General features: G+C 32.0%; 18 protein-coding genes. All 18 read left to right on the forward strand.

Annotation, left to right across the window (positions count from 1 at the left end):
• A partial coding sequence (locus ACNI3T_RS00550; RefSeq protein WP_418226150.1) for a hypothetical protein occupies positions 1-470 on the forward strand: 470 nt, incomplete at its 5' end.
• A gap of 179 nt (positions 471-649) precedes the next feature.
• On the forward strand, positions 650-1135 hold the full coding sequence (locus ACNI3T_RS00555) for a cupin domain-containing protein (protein WP_229337263.1): 486 nt from the start codon (positions 650-652) through the stop codon (positions 1133-1135).
• 191 nt (positions 1136-1326) lie between these two features.
• Positions 1327-1581: a hypothetical protein gene (locus tag ACNI3T_RS00560; RefSeq protein ID WP_418226151.1), complete on the forward strand. Its 255-nt coding sequence runs from the start codon at positions 1327-1329 to the stop codon at positions 1579-1581.
• Between the two features lie 18 nt (positions 1582-1599).
• Positions 1600-2124, forward strand: a complete 525-nt coding sequence (locus ACNI3T_RS00565; RefSeq protein ID WP_418226152.1) for a hypothetical protein — start codon at positions 1600-1602, stop codon at positions 2122-2124.
• An 841-nt stretch (positions 2125-2965) separates the two neighbouring features.
• Positions 2966-3766, forward strand: a complete 801-nt coding sequence (locus tag ACNI3T_RS00570; RefSeq protein WP_418226153.1) for an HNH endonuclease — start codon at positions 2966-2968, stop codon at positions 3764-3766.
• 156 nt (positions 3767-3922) lie between these two features.
• Positions 3923-4465 (forward strand): hypothetical protein, encoded by a 543-nt coding sequence (locus ACNI3T_RS00575; protein ID WP_418226154.1) that lies wholly within the window; start codon positions 3923-3925, stop codon positions 4463-4465.
• A 147-nt stretch (positions 4466-4612) separates the two neighbouring features.
• Positions 4613-4993 carry a hypothetical protein gene (locus tag ACNI3T_RS00580; RefSeq protein WP_418226155.1) on the forward strand — a complete coding sequence of 127 codons (381 nt, stop codon included), beginning with the start codon at positions 4613-4615 and terminating at the stop codon, positions 4991-4993.
• A 15-nt stretch (positions 4994-5008) separates the two neighbouring features.
• Positions 5009-5536 carry a hypothetical protein gene (locus ACNI3T_RS00585; protein WP_418226156.1) on the forward strand — a complete coding sequence of 176 codons (528 nt, stop codon included), beginning with the start codon at positions 5009-5011 and terminating at the stop codon, positions 5534-5536.
• 170 nt (positions 5537-5706) lie between these two features.
• The gene (locus ACNI3T_RS00590; RefSeq protein WP_418226157.1) at positions 5707-6198 is read left to right on the forward strand and encodes a hypothetical protein; all 492 of its coding nucleotides are present in this window, start codon (positions 5707-5709) and stop codon (positions 6196-6198) included.
• A 666-nt stretch (positions 6199-6864) separates the two neighbouring features.
• Positions 6865-7317: a WapI family immunity protein gene (locus ACNI3T_RS00595; protein ID WP_418226158.1), complete on the forward strand. Its 453-nt coding sequence runs from the start codon at positions 6865-6867 to the stop codon at positions 7315-7317.
• Between the two features lie 171 nt (positions 7318-7488).
• Complete coding sequence (locus ACNI3T_RS00600) at positions 7489-7962, forward strand: hypothetical protein (protein ID WP_418226159.1); 474 nt, start codon at positions 7489-7491, stop codon at positions 7960-7962.
• Between the two features lie 170 nt (positions 7963-8132).
• Complete coding sequence (locus ACNI3T_RS00605; RefSeq protein ID WP_418226160.1) at positions 8133-8654, forward strand: hypothetical protein; 522 nt, start codon at positions 8133-8135, stop codon at positions 8652-8654.
• A 162-nt stretch (positions 8655-8816) separates the two neighbouring features.
• Positions 8817-9263 carry an FEKKY domain-containing protein gene (locus ACNI3T_RS00610; protein WP_418226161.1) on the forward strand — a complete coding sequence of 149 codons (447 nt, stop codon included), beginning with the start codon at positions 8817-8819 and terminating at the stop codon, positions 9261-9263.
• The gene (locus ACNI3T_RS00615; RefSeq protein WP_418226162.1) at positions 9256-9426 is read left to right on the forward strand and encodes a hypothetical protein; all 171 of its coding nucleotides are present in this window, start codon (positions 9256-9258) and stop codon (positions 9424-9426) included. Before ACNI3T_RS00610 ends, ACNI3T_RS00615 begins: the two co-directional genes overlap by 8 nt.
• A gap of 194 nt (positions 9427-9620) precedes the next feature.
• A complete protein-coding gene (locus ACNI3T_RS00620; RefSeq protein WP_418226163.1) occupies positions 9621-10160 on the forward strand; it encodes a hypothetical protein in 540 nt (179 codons plus the stop codon).
• Between the two features lie 13 nt (positions 10161-10173).
• On the forward strand, positions 10174-10569 hold the full coding sequence (locus tag ACNI3T_RS00625) for a hypothetical protein (RefSeq protein WP_418226164.1): 396 nt from the start codon (positions 10174-10176) through the stop codon (positions 10567-10569).
• A 199-nt stretch (positions 10570-10768) separates the two neighbouring features.
• Complete coding sequence (locus ACNI3T_RS00630; protein WP_418226165.1) at positions 10769-11905, forward strand: redoxin family protein; 1137 nt, start codon at positions 10769-10771, stop codon at positions 11903-11905.
• 679 nt (positions 11906-12584) lie between these two features.
• Entirely contained in the window at positions 12585-13844 is a 1260-nt protein-coding gene (locus tag ACNI3T_RS00635) for an HNH endonuclease (RefSeq protein ID WP_418226166.1), read from the forward strand.
• Positions 13845-13995 lie beyond the last annotated feature (151 nt).

Below are 13995 nucleotides of genomic sequence, written 5' to 3' on the forward strand. Positions count from 1 at the left end.
ATGAAAGTTTTATCGAGAGTGAGTTTGCTAATCTAAATTCAAAGTATAAACAATATCAAACAGATTCATTGAAAATTGAAATTGCTTCAAATACGAACTCAGTATTTCATCCTCTAAATCTTAATTACCCAATAAATTCTACAAGAGAGAAAATTGAGAATTTAATTGTTGGAGATTGCTGGAGAATTTTAAACGATTCTATCAAAACAAAATTTCTAAATAATATTCATCCGCTTAGTGATCCGAATGGAAAGATTAAAATGTTAGAAACAATTTGGAATCAAAGCCGACCATTGGTTGGTAATTGGTTTATCGGAGAAATTAAAAACAACTTCTTTCTTTTCCTGACAATAGAAGATACAACTGAAAGAAATATATATCAGATTGTATCTGTAGAAAAAGATAAAATTGATCTGATTCTAATGCAAGAACATCATTACAAGATTAGAGAAATAAAAACCTGTATGTAACAACGGTTAATCGCCAATAGACGGTAGCGTTAGAAAGAAAATAACTAACTTGACCAACAAACTAATATTAAGCCGACAAACCCGCGTCCCTTACTCCGCCAACTGGCGATAACCGAAACCGTTGTACGCAAGCATTGACGAAGAAGGATTTAAGAAAATAATTAATAAAAAAAACAATTATGAAATATTCAATTCTTACACTGATATTTTTCGCTCCATTATTTATAGCTGCCCAAAGTTCTGATTATAAAGTATCTTCCTATAAGACAGAAGGAACTAAGGCACCCAATACTCATTACATTGGAGAAGCTTGGTTAAATCCTCTAATTCACGATGATGAAGAATTAGGTTACAACATTACCAAAGCAACCTTCAAAGCTAACTCAACTTTAGATTGGCACAAACACGGTTCTGTTCAAGTTTTAGTAATTGTAGATGGTGAAGCCTACTATCAAGAAAAGGGTAAAAAGCCTATAATTCTAAAAGAGGGAGATGTAATTAGATGCGAAAAAGAAACTGAGCATTGGCACTCATCTACTAAAGAATGTGATGTTACATATTTAGCATTCTATAGCGGAGAAAAACCAACAGAATGGACAGAAGTCTTAACTCAGGAATATTACGATCAAGTTCCTAAAATGCTAGAAACTAAATCACAAAATTAAAAAACATAAAAAATTTTAGACAAGATGATGGGAACGCAATGCCAGCGCACAACAACGGCTCATCGCAAATAACGGGTATTCAGGAAAAAGTGTAATATTAGAAACCAAGAAAGAAAATAACTAATCCGACAAATCCGCGTCCTTACTCCCGCAACTTGCGATAGCCGAGACCGTTGCCCACAATTTCAAAAATGAGTAGAACTAATATTGAATTATCGAAACTAACAGATAAAGAATTGGCGGTTCTGGTAAAATTTAAATTAAATAGATATTTACCACCTACCCAGCAGAAAATTTTAGATTGTGCAAAAACAAGAAATTTGACTGAGAAGAAAATCGAAAAACTGATTAAGGATTACAAAGCAAAGAAAGATACAAGTTCCCTGACCTATAAAATAAAATATTACTTTAATGAAGTAATTGCAGGCATCTTAGGTCAACTATAAATATTTAAAAACACAAAATTGAAATCCGAAAAATTACCACTTGAACAAAGTTTTAATCTGCAACAGAAAATAATATTATTAGGCATATCCTTAATTCCTTTGCTTTTTATAATTGCAATGATAAATATTCAACTTAATTGGAAAGGATATTTAATATTTATGATTTCACTACTGATATTTATCTATTTAATTTCCTTAGCATTTTCAAAAAAAGGATTAATTAAAAAAGAAAATAAAATTTACAAAGCAAAATTTTTCCAGGGTTTTACATTATTTAAAAGTAAAGTTGACCTAACTGATAAACCAGTTGCTTCAATTTTAAAATTTAAAAAAAGTCAAAAACTAGCATTCTTTTCGGTAGCACAACCAGATTTAAGCGAAGCATTCAATTCATTTGAAATATTCGTTTTGAATAAAAGCCATTATAAAAGAGATTCTGTAATCTATTTAAAAAATGAAGTGTCCGCTAAAAAAGCTATAGATTTTATAACTCAAGATTTTCCACTTCGACACGAAGTTTTTAGTCCAGATCCAAATCGATAGAAACTGTGGGCAACAACGGTTCATCGCCAATAAGCGGCAGCGTTAGAAAGAAAATAATTAACTTGACCAACAAACCAATACTAAGCCGACAAATCTGCGTCCCCTACTCCGCCAACTGGCGATAACCGAGACCGTTACCTGCAATGTCTCCAGAAGTAAAATCTATAAAATCTTATACTTTAGTAAATAATAAAATGATACGTAAAAATGAATGGAAAACTTTTACCTAATTTTTATAAAACAATTGGTCTTATCATCGGAATTACCACTCTAATAGCTTTTTTGTTAAACGACTTTTATATTAAATGGCTAAATGTTGATCAATCAAGATTTGATTTGATCTTGAAATTAGTCATTTTGATTTCCCTTGTGATAATAGTTTTTTCTAAAGAGAAATATGAAAACAAGCAAATATCAGATTTAAGGCTACGAGAATTAAAGGGCTCCATTAGCGCAGGGATTATTGTTTTCATTCTTGACTCTTTGAAAGAACTAATATTTTGGGATGGCGAGTTCGATAATATCAGTAGTTTCGGACTTCTGATAATTATATTAATTCTGCATCTTATAACTTTTAATTCTAATAGGAACAAACTTATAGCTAGGTCCTAATTTTGGTAACAAAAATTTGAGTTCGAGAAATTATGTTAATTAATGAGTCGCCACAGCAGGTAACAACGGTTAATCGCCAATAAGCGGCACCGTTAGAAAGAAAATAATTAACTTGACCAACAAACCAATACTAAGCCGACAAATCCGCGTCCCTTACTCCGCCAACTGGCGATAACCGGGACCGTTGTGTGCAATAATAAAACGAAATTCGAACTTTTAAAATCACAAAATGATTAATCCCAATTCCAATAGAACTATTTTTAATATTTCAAAAGAAGTCTATGAACAAAAAATTTCTAAATCGGAAGGTGTTAATCAACTTGTAGAAGAACTGAACTTTAATAGAGGCTCTGCACAAATGATAATTGGTCAAATATTCCCAAGATTATTAGATGGAGAAAAATTTACAAGAACTCTTAATATTGACCTCTTTGATAGCTTTTTAAAGTTTATTCAAGAAGATTATGGCAATGAAAGATTAATTAAATCTTTGAATGCTCTAAAAATGCATATTGATTATATCAAGCAAAAAGGAGATTCTAAAATAGGTTTAAGAAAGGTATATCAGAGATACATTGACAATTTAAATTTAGATGAGGATTTTTCAAGGGAAGATGAAGAAGAGCAAGAGGAAATTTCAGATTATCTAAAAAAGAATAAAACAAAAAAGGATTTGCTTAATGAATTAGATAAAGCTGAAAATGATGATTCTGAAAAAGTTACTGTCAACCATAGACAGTACAAGAGAAACAATAAAATAATTGCACTTATTAAGATTCTTAGAAATTTTGAATGTCAAATATGTGGTTACTATGTGAAAAAGAGGAATGGAGGAAAATATATAGAAGCTGCCCATATTCGACCAAAACATAAACAAGGTCCTGAAAAACCTGAAAACATACTTCTCTTATGTCCAAACCATCATAAGGAATTTGACTTCGGAGAACTTACAATAAAAAACCATACTAATGAAAATATTGAATTCCATCTTAATGGAGAATTATATAATTTATCTCTAAAACTAGAATAGATATCATTACTGCACACAACAACGGCTCATCGCAAATAACGGGTATTATCGAAAAAGTGTAATTTTAGAAACCAGGAAAGAAAACAATTAATCCGACAAATCCACGTCTCTACTCCCGCAACTTGCGATAGCCGAGACCGTTAGCGGCAAGCTATAATGACAAAGGAACAAATAAAATATTCAATTGAAACAGGTGAATTAAGCCTTGATAAGTGGCAGAAGTTCACTCATTATGGAATAGTATTCTATCTATTAATAATTCCTGCTGTATTCATTTTTATTCATCTTAAAAACTATTTATTTGAGACTCATGTTCCTTTCAGAGAAGATATGATTTGGTTTTTAATCATTCCTCCAATTCTTGCATTTCTATTCTATAAACTTCAAAAAAGAAAATTACAATTTAAAACTATTCCTAACCGATTAACTAGAGAAGAAATGGATTTGGTAATAGAAAATGTTGCTGAAGAATTAGAGTGGAAACCCAGTTTAATCAATAATAAAATTATTATTGCAAAAACTTATCCGGGTTTTTTTTCAGGTAGTTGGGGAGAACAAATCACAATTTTGTTCGACAAAAAAAAGATTCTTATAAATAGTATCTGTGATCCAGATAATCGAAGTTCAGTTATATCAATGGGAAGAAACAAACAGAATATTCAAAGATTGATTGAAGAGATTAATGACGCCAGCCGCTAACAACGGTTAATCGCCAATAAGCGGCACTTTAGAAAGAAAATAATTAACTTGACCAACAAACCAACACTAAGCCGACAAATCCGCGTCCCACACTCCGCCAACTGGCGATAACCGAGACCGTTATGTGCAAGCTTTAACAAAAAAAACATGAAAGAAGAAGATATCTATAAAAAAGTTTTTAATGAAGTTTTTTCAGGATTGAAAACTGAAAACCATGATAAGTTTTATAATACTGAAACTAAGAAACTTTACGAAATTGACCATTTGTATCCCGATATAATTCTAACGAAAAAAGGGACGAACGATGTGAACTTTATAATTGAGGTTATTCCTCCGAAAAGAGGTAGCGACATTAATTACATTTTAGAGAAGATTAAACCTATTTCAAAATTAGGAGGAACTTTTTACTTGTTAGTTCCAAAAACAGAAAAGAATAAAATTGAAACGCTATGTAGGGAAAATGACATACATCCCAGATTTGGCACTTATGCCGAAAAAGGCGATGAACTTGATATTTTATTTGAATAAAAAAACCACCCAATTATGAATTATAGTGATATAGCATCCTTTGTATCTGGTGGTTTAGCAGGAGCTACCTTAAAACATTTTGTAGATATTTATAGAAACAGAATACAAACATTAAAATGTTATCATACAAATGATGAAGTGATAAGCACAATACCAGCTGTATTTTCTACAGGACAACATGAAAATTTATATTCTAAAGAATTTAAAATTAAGAACACCACCAATCAAGATTTAGCTACTATTAATATCACCTTTAGTTTTGAACCAGTGGCTGAAATAACAAAAGTTCAAACAGAATCAAAATGGGGATTAGATATTCCTAAAGGAAATGTATACCCTGGAAAGAAAAACGAATGTGTTTTAAAAATAAAAAACTTCAACAGAAATGACGAGATTGAAGTCCTTATGGAGATAGCAAATTTAGAAACTCATAATTTCAACATTCAGGAATCGAAATGTCTAGGTATAAAGATTAAATGGGTGGACAAAAGAAAAAAGAAAGTAAATAATTCCGTTCGGATGGTGAAAAAGACAGAGCTGTAATAAAGCCAGCACATAACAACGGTTAATCGCCAATAAGCGGCAGCATTAGAAAGAAAATAATTAAATTAACCAACAAACTAATACTAAGCCGACAAATCCGCATCCCCTACTCCGCCAACTTGCGATAACCGGGACCGTTATGTATTATGCCAAAACTTGAAAAACCCACTATGAAAAAACTCATTATCGCCCTCGCATTACTCTTTATCAATCCTTTATTTAGCCAGGAAGAAGAATTTAAATCTATTGACACAAAAGAACAGAATGATCAGTGGAACACTAAATTTAAGACTGAAAATTTAGAACAGCAGATAAAATTAATCCAAGAAAGACTTCTATCTGATTCTAATATCTTTTATGCTCCGACCAATGCTCACGGCGAAACTCAATTGCCTGACGGCTTTCAAAGCACCACTCAACACAGACCGCTTTATATCTTGAAATCGCAGAACTCAGAGCCAATACTATTGGAAAGCAATATATCCAAAGAGAGAGTTGCTTTGATCAATTCGCATCTAACAGAAAATAACGTTGAGAACATATCCTTTTCAAACGACATGAAATCACAATCTCTTTACGGAGCTAGGGCAAAAAGCGGACTTATAACAATAAATTTTTCGGATGAAAAAGTACTGGAAAAATTAGCTACTAAAGAAAGATAATTCTGCAATGGCACAATACATAACAACGGTTAATCGCCAATAAGCGGTAACGCTATAAAGAAAATAATTATCTTGACCAACAAACCAATACTAAGCCGACAAATCTGCATCCCTTACTCCGCCAACTGGCGATAACCGGGACCGTTATACACAAGTGCTCCACAACGATTTTAGCTACTAAAAACAATAAGAATCCAATCTGAAAAATACGAATTTTAAAAGCTTCAATTGATAGTTTCCAACTAAGAATCTATTGCGAATCGTAAACTTAGAAAATTCTGGTTCTATCGAAAATTCTAAAAGATGGTTCAGGAAAAAATTAAATAAGGAAAGAAGCTTTTGGTAGCTGCTCAAAGCGAATTAGCTACTAAGAACTTTATCAATAATAAGCTTAATACCAAGAAACGGACGCTTACTCGGACGCAATAATTATGACAAAACGAGCAAGATTTTTTATAAAAGTAAGAGTATTCCCGACAGCGGCCTATCTGAGGTTCTCACTCGGCTCTGTCGCACCAGTGTATAACAACGAATATTCGCAATTGTGGCCTTTTGAAATAAAATAGTATTTTTAGAATCCAACAAACAAAAACCTAAGCCGACAAATCCGAATACGTACAACCACAACTGACGATTATTCGAAACCGTTGGCACCAATGTTAGAAAATGAGTACTAAAGAAGATAAAAGCAATTCTCTACTGATTAAAAACGATGAAAATTCAATAAGAATTAATGTGATCGGACGAGCTTATCCTTCTGCTGACAATGATTGGGATAAAAGCTGGTTAAAATCTGAATTGGAATTTAATCTTGGCTCTTTTAAAGGCACTATAAAAACAAAGCTCCAAATAAACGATTTCGTCAATTTTGAAAAAGAGTTAAAACAACAGTATAAAACGCTTCTGACAAATTCATCTTTGGAACCTAGAGAAGAAAATATTAGACTAAATTTTACGAATCAATACGGAGGTATTATTGAGGTACGATTCATAATAATGGATCAAGTTGGATTAGGGCATGAATTAACTGGAGAGTTTATAATTGACCAATCTTATCTGCCGAATATTCTCGATCAAATAAGAAGTATTATTCAATGTTATGGAAAATCTAAAAAGTGAAACGCTACAAAACACAGGTGCCAACATCGGTTCATCGCAAATAACGGGTTTATTCGAAAAAGTGTAATTTTAGAAACCAGGAAACAAAGGAGTTAATCCGACAAGTCCGCGTCCCTACTCCCGCAACTTGCGATAACCGTAACCGTTGTGCACAATATTTAAACCAGGAAAATGAGAAAAGAATTATTAATACTGCTTGTTTTATTTGTTTGCAGCTGCTCCGACAATAAATCGGAAAAGAGAGATATTGCGATGGATGAAGAATCTCAAAGCGAACAAAACTGGACCGAGTATAACTCGAAGGATTCTATACCTGATATTCTTCAAAATGCACTGATTAAAGTCAGTAATGACAACTTTGAATTAGCAGAACCGAATGAGCCGTTTAATGCAACGGATGTTATTTCCGACTCTCTTCCACGCCAAAAACTAACGTTACTATCCTCAAAAAATAATACTTGGCGGCTAGCTTACATTCAGGGCGGTTTTGGAAAATATAATGTGTTGATAGAAAGTGATATTCAAAAGGATTCTATAGTGAGCTTCAAATTAGGAGAATCACTCTTGAGATTAAATAACAATGATTCTATAAGTAAATATATAAGTGAAAAGGATTTAGTACTTAAAAAAGTTCTTCTGCACTAAATACTGTGCACAACAACGGCTCATCGCAAATAACGGGCAGTTTAGTGAAAATGTCTATTTTAGAGAACAATTAATAAAACTACTAAGCCGACAAATCCGCGTCCTTAATCCCGCAACTTGCGATAGCCGAGACCGTTGTCAACTATTAATAAAAACATTTTCGATAAATTATGAACTCTTCGAAAACTTTACTGAAGTATGTTTTATTAATCATATTTACAATTTATATTCTGTCTTGTAAACATGATAACAAATCCGAAATTTATGATGTAACAAATGAAAATATTGGAGAATATAAAAAACTAATATTCCCTGATACAATATACAAGAATTCAATATTTGGAAAATTAGAATACTATTACGAATTGCCAGATAGTTTAATCCCTAATGAAAACGATTATGGCACTATGACTGTTTACGCTCAGTTGACAAAGAAAAGAAAAAATCCAAGTGAGATAGTGTTGAAAGAAGTCGACTCTTTTTTCGCAGAACGTGATGATTTTAATGACACATTGAAAAGTCCTATTTTCTTTATAACAAAGAAGATGAAAGGCGAATATTATTTATCTGGGAGAGCTATAATTAAATCCTTACCAGCTAATAATGGTAGAAAAGACACTATCAGCGATCTCACCATGTATATTAGAGAATTTGCTTTTGAATTACCAAACCCGATAAGTATCAACGAATAATTAACAGTTGACAACAACGGTTAATCGCCAATAAGCGGTACCGTTAGAAAGAAAATAATTAACTTAACCAACAAACCAATACTAAGCCGACAATTCCGCGTCCCGCACTCCGCCAACTGGCTATAACCGAGACCGTTATATGGCATTTTTCACAATGATAAAATGAATAAAATAATATTAATTCTGACTTTAATAATTTCAGTTTCTTCTTTTTCTCAGGAAAAAACAGAAGAAATTTCATATTCAAGAATTGGGAATTTAACTGATGAACAAATTAATTCAAGCGGGGCTTCGAAATTGTTATTCGCAAAAAAATCAGAAATAAAAAAATTAGCAAAACAAGATATAATGGCTGGAAATCCATTTTTGCTTCTGCAGGGAGGAATTGCTCCTGTTATGATGGCTTCTGATCCAAAATTTGAGGATAAATATAAAATATACTTTTATGAATATGGCTGCACCGGACCAGATCAAAGTTTGATAGAAAATTATAACAAAATAATCTTTGATTATCTGACAGATCAGTATGGTAAAAAATGGATAAAAGAAGTGAGAGATGATGTTGTAGGACTTGATGATTGGAAGAAAAATTTAAAAATAAATGATTGATATTAATCTGGGCATATTAACTATCGTAGCAGGAATATTAATCCTTAAATATTATTTCGGACTAAAAAAGAATGAAAAAGGAGGATTAACATTTAATTTAATAGGTGCTGGAATAGGTTCAATTTTAATAGGTATTACTTTAATTTTACGAGAAATATTTTAGTAAAAAAACGCCACATAACAACGGTTCATCGCCAATAAGCGGCAGCGTTAGAAAGAAAATAATTATCTTGACCAACAACAAAATACTAAGCCGACAAATCCGCGTCCACTACTCCGCCAACTGGCGATAACCGAGACCGTTGCCCACAATTATTATTTGAAATTTTAGTATTAAAACAATAATAAATTTAAAAAATGAGAATAAAACTTACCCTGAAACTTATTATTATCAACTTGTTATTAATTTCCTGCTCAAATTCGATTCCTGGAGAATTAATTGAAAGAAAAATTGATCTAAAAGATTTTGGTAAGAATGAAAAATGGGAATTTATTGGTCAAGGAATGGATAACATGAAGTTAAGGAAAAAATACGGAGAAGATGTTCTGAGACAATTTGATTTCCATATGGCATCAAGCTGCGAACCTTTCTTAAAATTTAAAGATTCAAAATTGATAACCTTAAAAAACTCATCAACGAATAAGGAATTTAGATTTACAATACAAACTACAAAAAAAACCTTTAGGATAAGTCCAAGCTCAGAGGGTTGTTATAAACCTATAATGGAAAACCCAACAATAGAATATGATGATATTTTTAAAACATTAGATCCTGGAGAAACTAAAATTGTTGGTGTTGAAAAAATGTATCAGACTAAATACCTTGACGGTAATTATGATGGGGTGGATTATATAGAAGTAGAATATAAAATAACAGGAGCAAGAGAAGATAATTAAATAAAAATATAAATTGATACAATCACCTTCAAACTATACCATAATTAAGGATAAAGCAATAGTAAAATCTATTCACGGAGAAGATGCCAATCCATCTGATTTAAATAATTTTGAATTAAATGAAATTGAAAAGATTTTAGAAAAAGCAGTCGGATACGATTACACAAAGGATCTAAATAAGCAAGGACTTTTTAAAGTGAATTTAAACGAATATGGTAGGCAATATATTCCCTCGACTAATAGAAAAGGAGAAAAAATAGTTTGGATCAATTTATTTTGTGATGATATCAAACCTATACCGGAAGATAGATTGATTATAGTAATGGATGGAGGTAAATGCTATTTTAGAATAACTGTTAATTTAAATAAATTGACATATTTTAATTTAGCTTTTAATGGATTTGCGTGATTAATAACTGTGGCCAACAACGATTCATCGCAAATAGACGGCACCGTTAGAAAGAAAATAATTAAATTCACCAACAAACCAGGTCTAAGCCGACAAAGCCGCGTTCCCTACTCCGCCAACTTGCGATAATCGAGACCGTTGGCAATCATTTTAAATGTAACCCCTGAGTTCAATATTTAAGAAAACAAAATTCTGCAAAATGAAAATTAAAAGCCTAATTACAGTTACTCTTGGAGTAATAATTTTAATCTCCTGTAAGAAATCTAAAACCAATGGTAAAGATTTTACAATTAAGGGTACAATTGATGGTTCTAACACAGAATATGTTGTCTTAGAATATACTGACAGTAGCGATGTTTACATTTCCGACACATTAATGGTCGAAGACAATTCATTCTTTATTCAGGGCTTTCTTGCCCATACACAATTGGTTTCGTTGACAAGCAATTTAACGGGTGTATATATGGAAGATCCTAATCGATTGCGGTTTTTTTTAGAACCAAATGAAGTAGAAATAGCCCTTAAGGAAGATCAATTCTCTGATGCGTTAATTACTGGATCTAAAAGCCAAATTGAATATCAGCACTTAGCTAAAGAAATAAAACCTTATTATGAAAAACTTAAATTAAAAGAAACTGGAAGTGAAATGGCGCGAAAACTATTTGCTGAAGTCAAAAATATCCAACTCAATTATGCTATTAATAATCCACATTCATATGTAAGTGCAGAGGTGATTAATTTTCATAGTGAAGAACTGCCGATTGATTCACTTAAGATGTTTTATGCTGGTCTGGACCCAATTATAAGAGAGTCAATTTATGGTTTAGATATTCAAGAGACAATCGAATCTTATGTTTTCATACCTATCGTTGATTCAGGAGATGTTGCGCCTGGGTTTTCTTCAGAAAATAGTGCTGGTAATATTTTAAGTCTAAATCAATTTAAGGGGAAAATAGTTTTATTGGATTTTGGAGCAGGTTGGTGTGTACCTTGTAAAAAAGAAATTCCCGAAGTAAAGAGAATTTTTGATAAATACCATTCAAATGGTCTGGAAATTATAGGCGTTTCATTGGATAAAGATAAAACCAGTTGGAAAGAATACATAAAAAATGAAAAATTAGATTGGCACCACGTTTATGAAGGGGAGAGCAATTTCAGAAACAGAAAGAAAGGCTCTATTAACGTATTATATCAAGTGCATGCCATCCCAGCATACATTTTAATTGATGAAAACGGAATTATAATTGACCGCTATGGTGGTGCAGACAAGAAAGATAAAAGCTTAAAAGATTTGGAAGCGAAACTTGAAACACTACTATCTTCTAACTCACTATAATCAGCAAATAAAACGTTTGCCAACATCGGTTCATCGCAAATAACGGGTATCTTAGGAAAAGTGTAATTTTAGAAACCAGGAAAGAAACAACTAAGCCGACAAGTCCGCGTCCCTACTCCCGCAACTTGCGATAACCGTAACCGTTATACACAAGTGCTCCGCAACGATTTTAGCTACTAAAAACAATAAGAATCCAATCTGAAAAATTCGAATTTTAAAAGCTTCAATTGATAATTCTCAACTAAGAATCTTTTGTGATTCGTGAACTTAGAAAATCCTGGTTCTATTGAAAATTCTAAAAGATTGTTCAGGAAAGATTTAATAAGTAAAGAAGCTTTTGCTAGCTGCTCAAAAACAAATTAGCTACTAAGAACTTCGTCAAAAAGAAGCTTAGTACCAAGAAACGGACGCTTACTCGGACGCAATAATTGTAACAAAACCAGCAAGATTTTTCATAAAAGTCAGAGTATTCCCGACAGCAGCCTATCTGAGGTTCTCACTCGGCTCTGTCGCACCAGTGTATAACAACGAATATTCGCAATTGTGGCCATTTGAAATAAAATAGTATTTTTAGAATCCAACAAACAAAAACCTAAGCCGACAAATCCGAATACCTTCAACCACAACTGACGATTATTCGAAACCGTTAGGCAATATTAATAATCATAATTCTTCTTAAATGTCTAAAAGAAAATCTCTTTCAAAAAAAGTAAGATTCGAAGTTTTTAAAAGGGATAAATTTCAATGTCAGTATTGTGGTAAATCAGCCCCCGATATCGTGCTAAATGTAGATCACATTGATCCAGTAGCCAATGGCGGATCCAATGATTTAATTAATTTGATTACAAGTTGCTTTGACTGCAATCAAGGAAAAAAAGCAAGACTTCTAAGTGATGATAGTGTTATAAAAAAACAAAGGAAACAATTAGAAAAGTTGCAAGAAAGACGAGAGCAATTAGAGTTGATGTTAGAATGGAAAAAATCATTAACTAATTTAGAAAGTGACAAAATTGAAATAATAAGTGAATATTGGGGCTCTCTTATGCACCCATTTTCTTTAAATGAAAATGGAAAAAAAACTTTAGAAAAATTAATTAGAAAGTTTTCTATTGAAGATGTTCTGGATGCAATTGATGTAGCTAACGAAAAATATTTAAAATTTGATGAAGAAGGCGAAATCACAAAAGAGAGTGTGGAAAATGCATTTAATAAAGTTGGAGGTATTTGTGCTTTAAAAAATATGCCAGAGCTAAAAAAGAAATTAGCTTATATAAAAGGTATTTGCAGAAATAGATTTTCATATTGGGATAACCAAAAAGGTTCTATTATTTTAAACAATTATGTTACTGCTTTGCAAAATTTCGGCTGGACTGACGAGAAAATTACACAAGATTTAGAAGAAGAAGTAATCCCGAGAAGTATAGAGGCTAATAATTGGTCTCAGTGGAAGAATCTTTTGGAAAGTTGGACAGAAGATGTGAAAAATTGGGAAAAGGAAAACTTAATTCCAGAAGCCCAAAATCAACAAGATGAATACTCTTTCGAAACATTAGAAAAGCACGCTGAATTTCACCTAAAAAGCATTGTAGATGGGATCAAAGCAGTAATTCATATTGGGGCTGTTTTTGAAAATTTTAAAACAGAAGAATTTTTAAAGTTTTTAAAAGCAGATCTAAAGGAAATATTGAAATTAGACAATGAGGAAGAAAAAGTTCTTATGAAATTTATTTTTAATTCTAATTCAATGAATTGTGTTCAAATCTCTGAAAACGAAGAAAATTCAGATAATTATGGTATGTTAGAAAAATTACAAGGTATAGCAATACAAGAAATAGAAACTATACTTAATGAGTATAATTTAAATGGAACCTATTACTCCGAAAAGGACAAAAAAATACTTCGTTCCTTTTACAAGCAACAACAAATTAACATTGCCTAACATCGGTTAATCGCAAATAACGGGTATTGTAGAAAAAAGTGTAATTTTAGAAACCAGGAAAGAAAATATTTAATCCGACAAGTCCGCGTCCCTACTCCCGCAACTTGCGATAACCGTAACCGTTGGCGGTAATTAATTAGATGCCACTGAA

Origin of the sequence: Christiangramia qingdaonensis, from assembly GCF_048381525.1 — a bacterium.
Classification (GTDB): domain Bacteria; phylum Bacteroidota; class Bacteroidia; order Flavobacteriales; family Flavobacteriaceae; genus Christiangramia.